General features: G+C 59.4%; 16 protein-coding genes. 9 read left to right on the top strand and 7 right to left on the bottom strand.

What is annotated here, in order from left to right; all coding sequences use genetic code 11:
- Positions 1 to 41 precede the first annotated feature (41 nt).
- A complete protein-coding gene (locus PAE61_RS04015) occupies positions 42 to 887 on the top strand; it encodes a ferredoxin--NADP reductase (protein WP_271114130.1) in 846 nt (281 codons plus the stop codon).
- 178 nt (positions 888 to 1,065) lie between these two features.
- On the top strand, positions 1,066 to 2,115 hold the full coding sequence (locus PAE61_RS04010; RefSeq protein WP_271114129.1) for an acyltransferase family protein: 1,050 nt from the start codon (positions 1,066 to 1,068) through the stop codon (positions 2,113 to 2,115).
- 139 nt (positions 2,116 to 2,254) lie between these two features.
- Here PAE61_RS04010 and PAE61_RS04005 read toward each other — a convergent pair whose 3' ends face one another.
- Positions 2,255 to 3,463 (bottom strand): acyl-CoA dehydrogenase, encoded by a 1,209-nt coding sequence (locus PAE61_RS04005; protein ID WP_271114128.1) that lies wholly within the window; start codon positions 3,461 to 3,463, stop codon positions 2,255 to 2,257.
- 155 nt (positions 3,464 to 3,618) lie between these two features.
- Between PAE61_RS04005 and PAE61_RS04000 the strand changes: the two genes are divergently transcribed.
- On the top strand, positions 3,619 to 5,754 hold the full coding sequence (locus PAE61_RS04000) for an OmpA family protein (protein WP_271114127.1): 2,136 nt from the start codon (positions 3,619 to 3,621) through the stop codon (positions 5,752 to 5,754).
- A gap of 45 nt (positions 5,755 to 5,799) precedes the next feature.
- Here the strand turns inward: PAE61_RS04000 and PAE61_RS03995 are convergent, their stop codons facing one another.
- Complete coding sequence (locus PAE61_RS03995; protein ID WP_271114126.1) at positions 5,800 to 7,233, bottom strand: helix-turn-helix domain-containing protein; 1,434 nt, start codon at positions 7,231 to 7,233, stop codon at positions 5,800 to 5,802.
- Between the two features lie 200 nt (positions 7,234 to 7,433).
- Between PAE61_RS03995 and PAE61_RS03990 the strand changes: the two genes are divergently transcribed.
- Both PAE61_RS03990 and PAE61_RS03985 read left to right on the top strand, forming a co-directional pair.
- Positions 7,434 to 9,044 carry an isocitrate lyase gene (locus PAE61_RS03990; protein WP_271114125.1) on the top strand — a complete coding sequence of 537 codons (1,611 nt, stop codon included), beginning with the start codon at positions 7,434 to 7,436 and terminating at the stop codon, positions 9,042 to 9,044.
- 94 nt (positions 9,045 to 9,138) lie between these two features.
- Positions 9,139 to 9,387 (top strand): hypothetical protein, encoded by a 249-nt coding sequence (locus PAE61_RS03985; RefSeq protein ID WP_271114124.1) that lies wholly within the window; start codon positions 9,139 to 9,141, stop codon positions 9,385 to 9,387.
- Between the two features lie 115 nt (positions 9,388 to 9,502).
- Here PAE61_RS03985 and PAE61_RS03980 read toward each other — a convergent pair whose 3' ends face one another.
- Positions 9,503 to 9,853 carry a hypothetical protein gene (locus PAE61_RS03980; RefSeq protein ID WP_271114123.1) on the bottom strand — a complete coding sequence of 117 codons (351 nt, stop codon included), beginning with the start codon at positions 9,851 to 9,853 and terminating at the stop codon, positions 9,503 to 9,505.
- A 223-nt stretch (positions 9,854 to 10,076) separates the two neighbouring features.
- Between PAE61_RS03980 and PAE61_RS03975 the strand changes: the two genes are divergently transcribed.
- The gene (locus tag PAE61_RS03975; RefSeq protein ID WP_271114122.1) at positions 10,077 to 10,742 is read left to right on the top strand and encodes an epoxyqueuosine reductase QueH; all 666 of its coding nucleotides are present in this window, start codon (positions 10,077 to 10,079) and stop codon (positions 10,740 to 10,742) included.
- A gap of 6 nt (positions 10,743 to 10,748) precedes the next feature.
- On the opposite strand, the gene PAE61_RS03970 is transcribed toward PAE61_RS03975, so the two are convergent.
- The 3 genes from PAE61_RS03970 to PAE61_RS03960 all read right to left on the bottom strand — a co-directional run bounded on the left by PAE61_RS03970 (position 10,749) and on the right by PAE61_RS03960 (position 13,758).
- The gene (locus PAE61_RS03970; RefSeq protein ID WP_271114121.1) at positions 10,749 to 11,372 is read right to left on the bottom strand and encodes a DNA-3-methyladenine glycosylase family protein; all 624 of its coding nucleotides are present in this window, start codon (positions 11,370 to 11,372) and stop codon (positions 10,749 to 10,751) included.
- The gene (locus PAE61_RS03965; RefSeq protein WP_271114120.1) at positions 11,369 to 11,992 is read right to left on the bottom strand and encodes a GntR family transcriptional regulator; all 624 of its coding nucleotides are present in this window, start codon (positions 11,990 to 11,992) and stop codon (positions 11,369 to 11,371) included. The genes PAE61_RS03970 and PAE61_RS03965 overlap by 4 nt, the downstream gene beginning before the upstream one ends.
- A gap of 179 nt (positions 11,993 to 12,171) precedes the next feature.
- Positions 12,172 to 13,758, bottom strand: a complete 1,587-nt coding sequence (locus PAE61_RS03960) for a hypothetical protein (protein WP_271114119.1) — start codon at positions 13,756 to 13,758, stop codon at positions 12,172 to 12,174.
- A gap of 269 nt (positions 13,759 to 14,027) precedes the next feature.
- On the opposite strand from PAE61_RS03960, the gene PAE61_RS03955 reads away from it, so the two are divergent.
- From PAE61_RS03955 to PAE61_RS03945, 3 genes are read left to right on the top strand one after another with little or no spacing between them, the layout of a single operon-like run.
- The gene (locus tag PAE61_RS03955; RefSeq protein ID WP_271114118.1) at positions 14,028 to 14,690 is read left to right on the top strand and encodes a pyrimidine 5'-nucleotidase; all 663 of its coding nucleotides are present in this window, start codon (positions 14,028 to 14,030) and stop codon (positions 14,688 to 14,690) included.
- A 52-nt stretch (positions 14,691 to 14,742) separates the two neighbouring features.
- A complete protein-coding gene (locus PAE61_RS03950; protein ID WP_271114117.1) occupies positions 14,743 to 14,949 on the top strand; it encodes a hypothetical protein in 207 nt (68 codons plus the stop codon).
- Between the two features lie 2 nt (positions 14,950 to 14,951).
- Positions 14,952 to 16,166, top strand: coding sequence for a UbiH/UbiF family hydroxylase (locus tag PAE61_RS03945; RefSeq protein ID WP_434803099.1), 1,215 nt, complete (start codon positions 14,952 to 14,954; stop codon positions 16,164 to 16,166).
- Between the two features lie 63 nt (positions 16,167 to 16,229).
- On the opposite strand, the gene PAE61_RS03940 is transcribed toward PAE61_RS03945, so the two are convergent.
- A complete protein-coding gene (locus tag PAE61_RS03940) occupies positions 16,230 to 16,544 on the bottom strand; it encodes a DUF1476 domain-containing protein (protein WP_271114116.1) in 315 nt (104 codons plus the stop codon).
- Positions 16,545 to 16,695: the final 151 nt, after the last annotated feature.

Raw genomic sequence — 16,695 nt, 5'->3', positions numbered from 1 at the left:
CTGACACGCCATATTGGCCTAGAGACCCCGCAGGATCACAGATGACACTGGATATTGCCGTGAACCAAGCCGCCGCCCCGAATCGCGAAAAGCCGACCATGCCGGATGCGCAGACGGTAACTTCTGTCAAACACTGGACGGACCGGCTGTTTTCCTTTCGGGTGACACGTCCGGCATCGCTTCGTTTCCGCTCGGGTGAATTCGTGATGATCGGCCTGCCCGGCGATAACGGCAAACCGATCCTTCGCGCCTATTCCATCGCCTCTCCCAACTGGGATGACGAGCTGGAATTCTACTCGATCAAGGTGCCGGACGGGCCGCTGACCTCGAAATTGCAGCACATCAAGGAGGGCGACCAGATCATCCTGCGCCCGAAGCCTGTCGGCACACTTGTGCTGGATGCGCTTCTGCCGGGCAAAAGGCTGTGGTTTCTTGCAACAGGCACCGGACTGGCTCCGTTCGCCTCGCTGATGCGCGATCCCGAAAGCTATGAGCGCTTCGATCAGATCGTCATGATGCATACCTGCCGCACCGCCGATGAGCTGAATTACGGTCGCGAACTGGTCGAAAACCTGCGCCAGGACCCGCTTCTGACCGAGCTTTACGGTGAAAGCTTCTCGGATCGTCTGCTGTATTACCCGACCACGACGCGGGAAACGACCGAGCATATGGGCCGGATTACCGACAATATGACCTCGGGCAAGGTCTTCGAAGATCTCGGCCTGCCGAAGCTGAACCCCGAAGACGACCGCGCCATGATCTGCGGCAGCCTCGCCTTCAATGTGGACGTGAAAGAGGTGCTGGAAGGTTTCGGCCTGCGCGAAGGGGCAAATTCCGAGCCCAAGGAATTCGTGGTCGAAAAAGCCTTCGTCGGCGACGGTATCTGATCGGCGGATTAAGGCCGAAGCGCCTCAACTCTATATCCCTTTCGGGTTAACATCTCCTGCGCGCGCTGCTAGTCAGCCGCGCGTGCATATTTAACGATTTCGTCCAGGGTTATGACGACATTCAGAGCGCCGCTCTGACATGATCCGGCCCCGGACAGATGTTTCCTGTGGGGTAACAATGCCTGCAAACTCTCAAAGCGGAACCCCGCATCTGGTCAGCATACAGTTGCTGCGCACAATAGCCGCCACCGCCGTCGTCTTCGAACATGCTCAGCAGGAAGCCACTCAAAGCACCGCAAGTTTCCTGCGGATCGAGTTCGATTTCGGCATTGGCGTCGATATATTCTTTATCATCAGCGGCTTCGTCATGTGGTTGTCGAGCTCACATCTGTTCGGGATATCCGGCGGCCCCCCTACATTCCTGAAGAAGCGCTTCCAGAGAGTAGTGCCGCTCTACTGGCTCTACACCCTGGCGATGTTGGCTGCGATCATTATGCTGCCAGGCAGGCTGAACAATTCCGAGACAAGTCCGCTGATGGTCCTGTCCTCGTTCCTGTTCTTCCCCTATCCAAACACATTGGGGGACTATACGCCGGTTCTGGCGCTCGGCTGGACACTGAACTATGAAATCTTCTTCTACGCGCTGTTCGGCATTTCGCTGTTCTTCGTACGCAAGCAAGGATTCGCCGTGCTGTGTGCGCTCATCTTCGGTTTCGTTCTGATATGGAGCTTCACCAACGGCGGACCGATACAGTTCTGGGGACGCCCGATCATTCTGGAATTCCTGATCGGGGTCTGCCTGGCGCGGATCTATATGTCACGTGGCAGCCGCCCCAGCCACCAAGGATTCGCCATTCTGATACTGGCAGCCTTCGTCGCCTGCTGGCTGTTGGACTTTTCATCCAGTCGTCTCATCCGGCTGGGAATAGCAAGCAGCCTGTTTTCCGTCGCATTCATTTTCTTCCTGCCCCCCCGGCTTAGCGGTTCGCTCAGCGGGATTGCGAGGTGGGGCGGGGACAGCTCCTATACGCTGTATCTGTCGCATCCGTTTGTTCTGGCTATCGTGAAGATTATCTGGCGCAAATTGGATGAGGCTGGGACGCATCCTTGGCTCTATGTCTGGGCAGCGACCATCATCTGTGTTTTTGCGTGCTATGCCCTCTACCTGCTGATCGAACGACCCTTACTTAAGATCTGGAAACGCAAGCCAATTGCGCGGACTGCCTGAAATAACAGCAGCCCTGACCATCTGAGACGTTCAGCAGTGGATATTTAGACCAAGGTGAAAACACGCGGCCTTCATCCTGGCATAAATATCCTTGGGGGAGTCAGAAGGACGGGGGCGAAAGCCCCCTTCAACGGCTCCCTTAAAAGAAAGCCTGCAGACCGGTAATCGCACGGCCCAGAATCAGCGCGTGGACGTCATGCGTACCCTCATAGGTATTCACCGTTTCGAGGTTCGCCATATGGCGCATGACCTGAAATTCCTCGGAAATCCCGTTTCCGCCATGCATGTCACGCGCCCACCGGGCAATCTCAAGCGCCTTGCCGCAATTATTCCGCTTGATGAGTGAGATCATCTCTGGCGCGGCGCGGGCATCGTCCAGCAACCGGCCAACGCGAAGGCAGCCCTGAAGACCAAGAGCGATCTCGGTCATCATATTCGCCAGTTTCAGCTGATGAAGCTGGGTCTGCGCAAGCGGTTTGCCGAATTGTTGCCGGTCAAGCCCGTATTGGCGGGCAGCATGCAGGCAGAACTCGGCCGCGCCAAGGGCACCCCAGCTTATCCCGTAGCGGGCGCGGTTGAGGCAGCCGAACGGACCTTTCAGCCCCTCGACATCGGGCAAAAGCGCATCCTCACCGATCTCGACATTATCTATCACGATTTCGCCGGTGATGGAGGCACGTAAAGACAGCTTGCCGCCGATTTTCGGAGCAGAGAGGCCTTTCATTCCCTTATCCAGAACGAAGCCGCGGATCTTTCCGCCATGCGCCTCGGATTTTGCCCAGACGACGAAGACATCCGCGATCGGAGCGTTCGAGATCCACATTTTCGAGCCATTCAGCACATAGCCCGATTCAGTCTTTCGCGCGCGGGTCTTCATGCCTGCCGGATCGGAACCGGCATCGGGTTCAGTCAGGCCAAAACAGCCGATCCATTCGCCACTTGCCAGTTTCGGCAGATATTTCTGCCGCTGCTCCTCGGAGCCGTAAGCATAGATCGGATACATCACCAGCGATGACTGCACGCTCATCATCGAGCGGTAACCGCTGTCGACGCGCTCGACCTCACGCGCAATAAGGCCATAGCTGACATAACCTGCGCCGATCCCGCCATATTCTTCGGGTATCGTGACACCCAGCAGGCCCATCTCGCCCATTTCCCGGAAAATCCCGGGATCGGTCACCTCATCGCGATAGGCATCGATAATGCGCGGCTGCAGTTTGTCCTGCGCATAGCTGTGCGCGGCATCTCGCAGCATCCGCTCATCTTCGGTCAGCTGATCGTCCAGCCGGAACGGATCTTCCCAGTCGAAGCGCCCCAGCTCGGGGGAGTCCTTCTTCTTGGTTGCCATTTCTTGCCTCCTCACCACCTGCCCCCGGGATAATCGTTGGGAAATATCTGCACAAGCACGCGTTGCGCGGTCACAGTGAATTCAGCAATCTGCCGGGAACGATGCGCGATATTGCTGGTTTCTGTCTCAACCGACAGATGCGCACGGAGGAGATCATGAGAAACATCCACGCAAGTTCGACGGCCATTGCAGCATTGCTGACACTGGGCCTTGCCGGGACCGCAGCAGCCGAAATCACGATCAGCGCCGAGGCGGCAGCCGAGCAGGGGCCGATACGCGCCGAGCAGATGCAGCAGCTTGCGACGCTGCTTCAGAATGAGGTCGAGACGGGGATGCAAGCCGACGATCTCAGCTGTCTGGACGGAACGGCCCGGCCCTGCGCGGATGATATGCCACTGGTCACGCCGCTTGGTATTTCGGTGCAGTTCACCGCAGACGGCAATATGATCCTGGCCGCGCCCGAGATGCAGCCTTATCTGCTGCGGGACGGTCAGACAACCGTGCGGGACAATGCGCTGACCCCGCTTGCAGAGGCGGCGCTTGAAACCGCGCAGGCCAATCTGGCGATCCTTCGCGAAGGAGGCTCACCGCCGCCGCTGATGCCCGCCACATCAGGCGCAGCAGCGGATCAAAATCCGGCGGATACCGCCATGATGGAGGAGATCGGGGACAATGTAGACCCGCTGGAAAACAGCGACATCTCGCCTGAGGAAGCCGCAGAAATCGCGCAGGAGGTCAATCAGCAGGACCCGATGGAGGCAATGCTGGAGGAAGGCCGCGAAACAGCAGAAGCCGCGACGAACGAAGCGCAGCAGCGTCAGGATGAACTTGCAAAAATGCTGGAGCAGGCTCAGGAGCCCGAGGCCGACAATTCCGACAGCGCCACGATCCGCGACAGCCACGCTGCCAATGAGCTGCGCGTGGCGGAAGCAGAGGCGGACGGGCTTCAGCAACGCCGGGTCGAAAACATGCCTGAACTGGGCGCGATCCTTCAGAATGAGGTGAATAACGGGCTGACGGCGGATGATCTGGTCTGTGCGGATGGCTCTGACCGGCCCTGCGCGGGCGGCATTGCCCTGACCAGCCCCACCGGGATCGCCGCAGATGTCACCGAGAATGGCCGGATCATCATGGCTCCTGCTGCGCAGCAACAATATGTCTTCGGCGATAACGGACAGCTTCGTGCGCGTGGTTCCAACTCGGCAGCGGCAAAAGAAGCTGCACAAGCCGCCTCACCGGCCGCCGAGGCGCTCAGTTCGGACGCTGAAGGCGAGGTCGTCAGCGAAACCGTCGATGATGCGAGAAGCTCTGATGAGGATTTCGAAACCACCATCGCCGAAGCCATCGAACGCGCGGCGGCAGCGCAGCAGGTGGAAAGCTCTGCAAGCGATGACGACGATGATAACGACATGGCACGGGACCTTGCCCGTGTCGCGCTTGCCGGTCTGGGTGCGCTTGCTGTCGGGCAGGTGCTGAACGGCAATCGTGAGGTTGCACTGAATACCGGCGACAGGGTCATCGTCACGCGTGAGGATGGCTCGCAACAGGTGCTGAAGGACGATAATGCCTTGCTGCGCCAGTCCGGCAATGAGGTCCGCACCGAGAATTTCTCGGATGGCTCGTCGCGCAGCGTGGTCACCCGGCCCGACGGATCGCAGGTGATCACCATCCGCTCCGCCGATCTGACGGTGCTGCGCCGGGTGCATGTCGCATCGGATGGCACCGAAACCGTGCTGATCGACGAATCCGTCGAGGTGCCGCCGGTAGAACTGTCCGAACTTCCGCAGGCACCCGCGCCGCGCCCGGCAGCAACGCCAACATCCGAAGAAGCCCTGCGCGAAGCACTGGCACGCGAGGCAGCAATCGACCGCCGGTTCTCACTCAGCCAGGTCCGCACGATACCCGAGGTCCGCAATCTGGTTGCACCTGTCGATATCGACGCGATCACCTTCGATACCGGCTCTGCCGCGATCAATCCCGATCAGGCCCGGCAACTGGCTACATTGGGAACCGTGCTGGAAGAGGCCATTGCAAATAATCCGCGCGAAATCTTCCTGATCGAGGGCCATACCGATGCTGTGGGGGCCGCGACCTTCAACCTCGCCCTGTCGGATCGCCGCGCCGAGACGGTAGCTCTTGCGCTGTCGGAATATTTCAACGTTCCGCCGGAAAATCTGGTCGTGCAGGGCTATGGTGAGGAATATCTGAAAGTCCCCACCCTGCTGGATGAACGCGAAAACCGCCGCGCCTCGGTGCGCCGGATCACGGATCTGCTTGCCTCGGCAAACTGATCACGAACGGGAAAGGGATCGTCCGGCATCAGCCGGGCGATCCTGCTATTCTCCTTCAAAGCTGAACAGCGCGACGCTGCGTTCCAGTTCATTCACTGAAAGATTACGATTGATCGGCGCCTGAGCGCGTGACGCGCAATTCTGTCGCTCGCAAAGGAAACAGTTCAGCCCGATATCCGTCGGCTCGACCTTGTCCTGATCAATCGCATCGGCATAGATCAGACGCGGTGCAAAGGTGACATCGCATCCCAGACCGACCGCAAGACGCGGCGCAGGGGCCGAGGCGCTGCCGCCGGAGCGTGTAACGGTTCTGGCAATCGAGAAATACCGCGCTCCCTCCGGCATTCTGATAAGCTGCGTCTGGATCCGGCCTGGCGTCTCGAACACAGCATGAATATTCCACAAGGGACAGGTCCCCCCGAAACGCGAGAACGGAAAACGCCCGGCGCTGAACCGTTTGGAGACATTTCCTGCCCTGTCCACACGCACGAAAAAGAACGGTATGCCCCGCGCCTCGGGGCGCTGAAGCGTGGTCATGCGATGGGCGGTCTGTTCGAAACTGGTGCCGAAGCGATGTCCGATCACCTCAAGATCGTAACGTTCGGATTCGCAGGCGGCGAGGAAGGGCTGATAGGGCATCAGCAGCGCTGCGGCGAAGTAATTCGCAAGGCTGACCCGCGCGAGGCTGCGCGTCGCCTCGCCTTCCAGATCGGCACCCTGCATCACCTCGCCGATCAGATCCTCATATTCCAGCCGGGCAAGCAGAACGGCGATCTGAAAACGGCGGCTGGCAGCATCCAGACGCTCGGACAGCAGCAACTCCTTGCGATGGGGATCATAGCGCCGCAAGGTTCCGCCCATGACCGATCCGGGCAAACGGCGTACGCGGATATTATGCGCCGACAGAAGACCATGAAGCCCCTGCCCCGATTCATCGCGATGGATGCGGTGCTTTTCGGCCAGAAGCTCTGCCTCATGATCGAGCGCGTCCATATAATTGCGGTTATCATAGAACCAGTCATGCACCCGCTCGACCGGCTTGGCGATCTGGGCCAGCACCTCGACCTTGTTCCGGTCGGCCAGCGGGCTTTCTTCAGCCTGGCTCTGCATCATCGCATCGCGCAGCCGGCCTTGAACACGCACAAGCGCACCGGCAATGCGCGGAGAGGCCTGCAACACAGCCTCGATCTCGGCCCGGCTGACGCCATCCGTTTCCAGCGCCGGATCCTTCAGCGCCGCCGCGAAATCGACGGCAAGCTGCGTATCGGTGCCGGGCGCAAGCTCTGCCACGTTCAGATCATAGACCTGCGCCAGCCGCATCAGCAGCTTCGCCGAAGCCGGGCGCTGATCAGCCTCGATCAGCGTGATATAGCTGGGTGAAACATCAAGCTGCTCGGCCATCTGCGCCTGTGTAAGACCCAGAGTCGTCCGCAGCACCTTGAGGCGCTGACCGATGATCAGCTTTTCGCCTCGCGCCATGTTACATTCCTTACATTACAAACGTAACTAATCTGACAAAAGTTACAAAATGACCTTATTGCCTGCATTCGCTGATGTACAGTCAGCATTACATTACTAGAGTGACAAATGTGAGAAGGCGGAATCACCCGCGAACTGAGACAAGGCCTGCCCCGCAAGGCAAATAGAATAACATCGCATTCGTCATGAAAGGAGAAACCATGACCAAGCGCAAAACCTACGCCGAGCTGCGTACCGAGCTGGAAAAACGTTACCCCGAGGGCCAGGCCGCTGGCGGCGTTTCCGTGGATGACATCATCCAGCTCAAGCTCCAAAACACCTATGACACGCATCTGGATGTCGCCCGTGACATGGCACGTGTCATGCGCGAGGACATGGCCGCCTATGATCAGGACCCGACCCTGTCCACCCAGTCGCTTGGCTGCTGGTCGGGCTTCCACGCCCAACAGATGATCAAATCCGTCAAGCGCCTGCGTGGCACGACGAAACGCGCCTATGTCTATCTGTCCGGCTGGATGGTTGCCGGTCTGCGCAACACCTGGGGCCACCTGCCCGACCAGTCGATGCATGAAAAGACCGCCGTCGCTGATCTGATCCGCGAGATCTATGTCTCGCTGCGTCAGGCCGATGAGGTCGCGATCAACGATCTGTTCAAGGAACTCAAAGCCGCTGGCAGCGAGGATGAGCGCAAGGCGGTCATCGAAAAGATCGACAATTTCGAATCTCACGTCGTTCCGATCATCGCCGATATCGACGCGGGCTTCGGCAACGAACACGCCACATATCTTCTGGCGAAAGAGCTGATCCAGGCCGGTGCCTGCTGCCTGCAGATCGAAAACCAGGTCTCCGACGCCAAGCAATGCGGCCACCAGGACGGCAAGGTCACGGTGCCGCGCGAAGACTTCATCGAGAAGCTGCGCGCCTGCCGTCTGGCCTTCGAGGAGCTTGGCGTCGATGACGGCGTGATCGTCGCACGGACCGACAGCCTCGGCGCGGGTCTGACCCAGAAGGTTCCGGTCAGCCAGAAAGAAGGCGATCTTGCCTCGCAATATATCAAATGGCTGAAAACCGAGCCGATCACCGACGCAAACCCGATCCGCGACGGCGAACTGGCCCTGTTCCGCGATGGCGAATTCGTCAAACCGGTGCGCCTGCCGAACGGTCTCTTCCCGTTCAAGGAAGGCTCGGGCCGCGATCGCGTCATCGAGGATTGCATCGTCAATCTGACCGAAGGCGGCGCCGATATGGTCTGGATCGAAACCGACACGCCGAATGTGGACGAAATCGCCGGGATGGTGAACGCGGTCCGCGAAGTCGTGCCGAACGCCAAGCTGACCTATAACAACTCGCCCAGCTTCAACTGGACGCTGAACCTACGCAAACAGGTCCGCGACCAGTGGATCAGCGAAGGCAAGATCCAGGCCGGTGACTATCCGGAAGGCAATGAGCTGATGAAGCCGGAATTCGACGATACCGAGCTGGGTCAAGAAGCCGATGCACGTCTGCAGAACTTCCAGCATGACATCTCGACCCGTGCGGGCGTGTTCCACAACCTCATCACCCTGCCGACCTTCCACCTGACCGCCAAGTCGATGGATGAGCTGTCGCGTGGTTACTTCGGCGAGGACAAGATGCTGGCCTATGTCAAGACCGTTCAGCGCGAGGAAATCCGTCGCGGCATCAGCGCGGTGAAGCACCAGCACGAGGTCGGCTCGGATCTGGGCGACACGTTCAAGGAAATGGTCGGCGGCGACCGTGCGCTGAAAGCGGGCGGCCACGCCAACACGATGAACCAGTTCGCGGCCGAATAAAGGCCCCGAACTGACAGGGGCGGAAGAATGCCCCTGTAATCTCCTGATCCCCACCGCTAATGTGGCGGGGATTCCGAAACTGGAGGAGCGAGACATGCCCGCTGACACCGAATTCCAACGCGTCGATCTTCCCGAGGCCGACCGCGAAACCCGCGCCATCCACCGCGTGGCCGAGGCCGTCCACCGCGTCAACGAGGCCGTACAGCGTGCCGTGAACGAAGGCGTATCGGTGGAACTGATCCGCGTCTCCCGCTTCCACAACGGCGCGGGCGCATGGGGCGACCAGATCGTCCCCACGATTCGCGGCACCGGCGACAAGGCTGAGGACGACGCGAAGGGATGAAACCCGCCCTGTTTATAAAAAAGGCGAGCGCTTAGCTCGCCTTTTGCACGACTCTGAATGCTTTCTTACAGCCTGATCGCGACCACCACGCTTATCCTTCAGTGCAGCTGGCAAACTAGAGATACGCTAAGTATGTAGTCCCCGCTTCAGGGAAGGGGTCAACATACCAGACTTGTCTCAACAGGAACTTACCGTCCGATGCGTTTTCAATCTCGGCTATATAGTCATCGGCGAAATTCAGATGTGAATGCAAGATAGAAAACTCCACATTCCAGCCGTTTGCCTTTTCGGTAATAGCCGTGAGCCTGAAGCGCTCAGGATCAAAGCTAGCCTCCGTACCGAATGAGATAAGCTGAAGCCGTACAGAATCAGCCAAGAATGGTGCAAGAAAGCGGGAATAAGCATCTTGCGCTTCGCGCTGCGCCGCTAGTTTTTCACTATGCTGTAAACCATCGCTGATCTTCATAGCCGTATCGTTCCAAGATTTGTAATCAATACAAAAACTTCGAACAAACGAAGCAACGTCCGAATGGTCAGGTCCGCTGAATTTCCAGGACATTATCTTCCTTTGATTTCGACTAATCTAAGTATCATAGGTGATGCTTTAAGGACCGTGACCTGCGGCCTTTCTCCTCCCGCCGTTTTCCGCTACATACCATATTTGCCCCGCGCCTCCGCAAGGTAACGCTATGACCACCGATATCGACCGCCCCGTCCTGACTCCGCCCAATGGAGAAAAGAAGGTGCTGCTGCATAGCTGCTGCGCTCCCTGTTCGGGTGAGGTGATGGAGGCGATGACGGCTTCGGGGATCGATTATACGATCTTTTTCTATAATCCGAACATTCACCCACATAAGGAATATCTGCTGCGCAAGGATGAAAACATCCGCTTTGCCGAGCAGCATGATGTCCCGTTTATCGATGCGGATTACGACAGCGATAACTGGTTCTCCCGCGCCAGGGGGATGGAGTGGGAGCCTGAGCGGGGCATACGCTGCACGATGTGTTTCGATATGCGCTTTGAACGCACCGCGCTTTATGCGCATGAGCACGGGTTTCCGGTCATGACCTCCAGTCTCGGGATTTCGCGCTGGAAGGATATGAAGCAGATCAATGGCTGCGGAGAGCGGGCGGTGAAGCCGTATGAGGGGCTCGAATACTGGGATTTCAACTGGCGCAAGGGCGGCGGGGCGAACCGCATGATCGAGATTTCCAAGCGTGAGGAATTCTACATGCAGGAATATTGCGGCTGCGTCTATTCCCTACGCGACACGAACCGGCACCGGCGCGAGGTCGGGCGCGCGCCGATCGAGATCGGGAAGATGTTCTACAGCAATGACGACGCCAAGGGCTGAAACCGCCTAGCTGCGCACGCCTTCTCGTCCCTTTGCGACGCGATAATAGGCCCATAGTCCGCGTGCCGCGATTGCCCGCCAGGGTTGCCAGGGCTCTGCCATTTTCAAAAGCTGCTTCGGGCCGGGCCGGGTCTCCAGCCCGTAAAGCAGACGTGCGGATTCTTGCAGCGCCAGATCTCCTGCCGGGAAGGCATCGCTGCGGCCGAGGGCAAACGCCAGATAGATCTCTGCGGTCCATTGCCCGATTCCGGGAAGCGCGACCAACGTTGCCGCGACCTCATCGTCAGATGCAGAGCGCAGGGCGAGCCAGTCAGGCTCATTCTCCACGATCCCGGTCAGATAGCGGATTTTCGGACGCGACACACCGCATTCGCGCAGCGCGTCGGGTCCTGCGGCGCGGATCGCGGCGGCATCGGTCAGCCCCGCCTCCTTCAGCCTCGCCATGATCGCGCCAGCCGCCGCGACAGAGATCTGCTGACCGATCACCGCGTCGAGAATCGCCGCGAACCCGTCAGACCGGCGGCGCAGCGGCAGGGTCAGTTCGGGAAGCACTCCGGCCCAGACCGGGCAGACAGAGGAAAGATGCGCCGCCCCCTCGGCCAGATCGGCATCGGTTTCGATCAGCCTCATCGGTCGCGCCGTGCATCTTCGCGCAGTCGTGTCTCGAACGCTTTCGAGATATGCGACCGCAGCGCGGTTTCCGCCGCCGCCGCATTGCCGGATTCGAGCGCATCCACAATCTCCTGATGCTCTGAAAGCGCAGCTTTGCCCCGCCCCTCGACCGCCAGAGAGGTGCGGGCCATCAGGGCCATGTTGCGATGAACGATATCCAGTTGCTGAACCAGATAGCGGTTATGCGAAGCCAGATGAATCTGATGATGGAAGCGGCGGTTGGACCGCGCCAGAGCCTCGGCATCATGCAGCATTTTCAGATCGTCATCGATCATCGCCTGCAGCACGCGAAGCTCTTCGGGTGTGGCGTGGCGTGCAGCGAGACGTGCGGCAAGCGCCTCCAGTTCGGTGCGTACGGTATATAACTCGGCAAGCTGGTTGTGATCCAGCGTCGCGACGATCATCGACCGGCCATCGCGTTTCAGCATCGACTGGGTTTCAAGCCGCTGCAAAGCCTCGCGGACAGGCGTACGTGACACGCCGAAACGTTCGGCCAGTTCAGATTCGACAAGTCGGTCACCCGGCTTATAGGTACCGGCGTCAATCGCTTCGACAATCAGGCTATAGGCGTCTTTCATGTCAGAAGGTTGCAGGAATTTCCTCACCGAATGCAAGCGCGAAGAACAGGCGTTCATTTCTTCGGGGTGGTTCAGCCAAGTAGCTGCGGTGACGTCCCTTAAAAAGCGAAATGCCCGGCGGTACCGGACATTCCTGAAAGCGGGTTCCACCAACAGGCAGAACCCGGATATGCGACGACTTACTGACCGATCCGCACGGGCTGATCGTCGGCAAGTGCCGCGCTTTCGTTATATTCGAAATCACGCGCCGCCTCGATCTGCTCTTCGGTGAGATTGTCGAGCACAAGATTTTCGCCGTCGAAAGTGACGTTCTCAACCGGAACCGGCGCTTCGGTATCGCCGAGACCCAGGAAGCCGCCGCTGGACAGAACCAGATGCTGCGTTCCATTCATTTCGATCACCGCCTGCGGGGAACCGATATCAGAGCCATCCGCCCCGACGACATTCATATCCAGAACCTCGCCAACCGTGACGGCAGCGGCATCGGTCGCATCAGAGGCCGCCTGAACATCCTCGGCAGGCGCTTCCGCATCTGCGGCAGCTTCACCCTCGGCAGCAGCCGGAGCAGCAGCGTTCGCATTGCCCGCAGAGGCACGGCGCTGTTCGCGTTCTTCGGCGGTTTCGAATGTCACTTCAGGCTCGCCGCCCATCATGACCTCGATTGTCGGCTCTTCGGTCATCGTCACGGAGACATTCGCCTCGGCATCGACGAAGGAAAGCTCAGGCTCTGCCTGAGTGACCGTCACCTCGGCTTCGCCTTCAGCGCGGACGATCTGAATGACCGGCTGTTCTGCGGCGACGTCAACATTGCCATCGACAGCCTGAGCCTCACCGTCACCACCCGCAACGGCGGTGCCATCCGTATTATCGGTCTCGGTGTCCGCATTCGGATCTTCTTCGATACCAAGATCGACCTCAAGACGCGGCTCGGCCTGCGTGACCGTGATTTCGGGCGCACCCTGAACCACATCGACCTGCGGATCGGCGGCGGTGACGCTGACCTCGGGATCGCCTTCCAGCATATAGATGCGCGGAGCCGGGATATTCACGCGAACGACGATCTGCGGGATCTCGACAGCGATTTCAGGCTGCTGCTGCTCGATCTCGATTTGTGTGGGCTTTTCATTGACCGAGACCTGCGGCGGCATCGAGGTCACGGTGACCTCGGGCTGCGGGACGCGTACATCGACATTGGGTTCCGGGACGGTGACGATGGCCTCGCCCTGAACCTCGATATTCTGCGAGACATCCACCTGTTCGGTGACTTCGGCTTCAGCCTCCGCTTCGGCGGTTGCTTCGGCCTCAGCGGTCGTATCGACTTCAGCGGTTGCATCAGTTTCAGCAGTCGCCTCTGCCTCGGCTGTCATATCTTCCTGAGCAGTTACATCTGCCTGCGCGGTCGCATCTTCCTGCGCATTCATATCTTCCTCGGCAGCTATATCGGCATTCGCTTCACCGGAAGCCGCAGCCGCATCCGCCTCGGCACCGCCCGAGGCGAGTTGCACAACCTGCGCCTCAATCGAGGCACATTCCGCAGAAACGTCGTTATTGATCGCCGCCGCAATGGCCTGAGGCTCCAGACCTGCAATGGCACCGATATCGCCTTCCTGTTCGGCGAGCCACCGGCCAAGAGCCTGGCATTCCGCGCTTTTTCCGCTGAGTGCGTCAACATTGACGTCGAGTTGCTGAGCAAATGCAACCGTCGACAGCGACAGCGTCATCGCTGTGCCAAGCATCAGCGTACGAAGCGAGTGCTTACTGGACATAAATTATTCCTTCCCGTTTTGAACTGGTGCGCAGCCATTTCAACGACCGCGCCAACCCCCGAAGCAGGCTGTCTGCCCGCAAGATGCACCGGTATCGGCAGGCAGAGTTCGGCATGTTCTTGCCGACACGGTGACCCGTCCTAACAAGTTCGTGACCCGGATCATCGTTCCCATATCTTTTGTTAGTCACGGCTAAAGCTTGCGGCATATACCGCCCTGCGCGCGCGGCCATATTGCGAAAGACGGCATGTCCTCTTATGAGCCGGGTCATGGATTTCTCAGACATCACCACCTGGATCTTCGATCTGGACAACACGCTCTACCCGCCCGAATCCAATCTATTCGGTCAGATCGAAAAAAAGATGACAGCGCATCTTCAGAACATGCTGGGAGTGGAAAAGGCCGAGGCTGACCAGCTTCGGATGCATTACTGGCGGGATTATGGCACGACCCTCGCCGGGCTGATGGCCGAGCATGATATCGATCCCAACGCCTATCTTCTGGACGTTCACGACATCGATTTTTCGGTTCTCAGGCCTGCGCCGGATCTGGACCGCGCCATCGCAGCTCTGCCCGGACGCAAGATCATCCACACAAATGCCGATTCCACCTATGCAGACCGTGTGCTCGACCATCTCGGACTGCGTGGAATCGAGGCGATTCACGGCATCGAAGAGGTGGGTTTCCACCCGAAGCCCGATCCGCGCTCTTATGCCGCAGTCATGACGGCAGAGGGATTCGATCCGTCAAAAGCCGCCATGTTCGAAGACGATCCCCGCAATCTGTCACAGCCCGCAAGGCTGGGAATGCGCACGATTCTTGTGGGTGAAGGGCGCCTGGGACCCGATGCGATGACAGTCGGCACACCCGCCGGAGATCACATTCAGCACCGCACCCACGACCTGACGGCGTTCCTCCGCTCGCTTGTCTGAGCAGCGCCGGTCTGGCAGGATTTGCGCCAGCGTCATACCCAAGGAGAAAACGATGTCCGAAGAGGTTCTGGAAACCAAGAGTGCTGACGGCATCAGCGAAAATGCACTTGCCGGCCGCATTCTGCTGCTGACCGCCGCTGTCCTGATTATCGCCATTGTTGCGGTCGCCGTGTTCGGCCTTCCCGCATTGGGGATTTTGGGGCTGCTGGGAACGGTCGCCTGTTTCGCGCTGTTGCTGATGTTCATGATCGGGAACTGATTTTGACCGCTACGCCGCGTACCGACATCCTCGTTTCAGGCGGCGGCATTGCCGGGCTGACAGCCGCCGCCGCGTTCGGCGCGGACGGTCATCGCGTGATCTGCGTCGATCCCGCACCCCCTGTGACGGATGAAAGCGGCAGCGGATCGGATCTTCGCACGACCGCCTTTCTTCAGCCATCCGTCCGCCTGCTGAAGCGGGCGGGGGTGTGGGAACGGCTTGCCCCTCATGCGACGCCGCTTCAGATCATGCGGATTATCGACGCCGGAGGAACCGAGCCCACTGCGCGGCTGGTGCGAGACTTCAACGCCTCGGATATTTCTGACGCGCCCTTCGGATGGAACCTGCCAAACTGGCTTCTGCGCCGGGAAATCACCGCGCATCTGGCCGAGATGCCCAATGTCGATTTTCGTCCGGGCACCGCGACGACAGGAATGACCACCCGCGAAGACAGCGCCATTGTCGCCCTGTCGGATGGCGCATATGTCTCGGCACGCTTGGTCGTGGGCGCGGATGGCCGCGACTCGGCAATCCGCAACGCGCTGAAGATCGGCGTGCGCACCACGCGATATGGTCAGAGGGCACTGGCCTTCGCGGTGACCCATGAGATCCCGCATGAGAATGTATCGACTGAAATTCACCGCTCTGGCGGGCCGTTCACGCTTGTCCCGTTGCCGGATCGTGACGGCAAACCTTACTCTGCCGTGGTCTGGATGGAACGCGGCCCCGAAATCGCCCGGCTGATGGCGCTGCCGCCCGAGCTTTTCGAGACCGAACTTAATACAAGATCAACCGGCATTCTGGGCCATCTGACGCAGGCGACCCGGCTGACCTCATGGCCGATCATCAGCCAGATCGCCGAGCGTTTTACCGGCCCCAGAACCGCGCTGATCGCCGAAGCGGCGCATGTCCTGCCGCCAATCGGCGCACAGGGGCTGAATATGAGCCTCGCCGATCTGCAATTGCTGCTTGATCTGTCGCAGAGCGATCCGGGCAGCCGCGAAAGCCTTGATGAGTTCCAGCGCCGCCGCTGGCTGGAGGCGCGGCTGCGCATCGGAGGGATTGACCTGCTGAACCGGGCCAGCATGATCGGGGCAAGACCACTGCGCGATCTCAGAGCAGCCGGGCTTGGTGCGATTTACGGCATCCCGCCGGTCAGGCGGCTGATGATGAAAGCAGGGTTAGGCGTCAGCCAGGGCCGTTCGACGGAAAGCTAGGCAATCGCCGCAAAAATGGCCCGGCAGTCTTGCCGGACCATTGAACCGCATAGATGCGTGGGCTCAGCTTTCGTTGATGATCTGCTGACGTGCCACACCGACCAGCTCGGCCATCTTGGCCCGGATCTGCGCCTCATCCGCCTTGCCTTCCAGATCGGCAGAGACCTTGCGGAAGACATCTTCATCGCCCGGTTCCTCGAAATCCGAGGTCACGACGCTCAGAGCATAGGCTTTGGCATCCTCTCCGGTCTTTCCAAGCTGCTCAGCGGCCCATTCGCCCAGAAGCCGGTTACGGCGCGCCTCTGCCTTGAACTGCAGATCGGCATCGCGGGCAAACTTCGCCTCATATGAGCGTTCGCGGTCGTCAAAGGTGGTCATACATGTCTCCTAAACATCCATATCCCATATGCTCATAGAGCCCTTATATCACAACCCCGTATCACGATGCGCCCTGTCCCAGTATTGCCGCCACCGCTGTTTGCGCCTATAGCCATGACGGACTCCCACTCCGCCCTGAAAGGACGCCCCG

The organism is Paracoccus aerodenitrificans (assembly GCF_027913215.1).
Lineage (GTDB): Bacteria > Pseudomonadota > Alphaproteobacteria > Rhodobacterales > Rhodobacteraceae > Paracoccus > Paracoccus aerodenitrificans.
The sequence above is the reverse complement of the archived record's forward strand: the minus strand, read 5'-3'. Positions and strand labels throughout refer to the sequence as shown.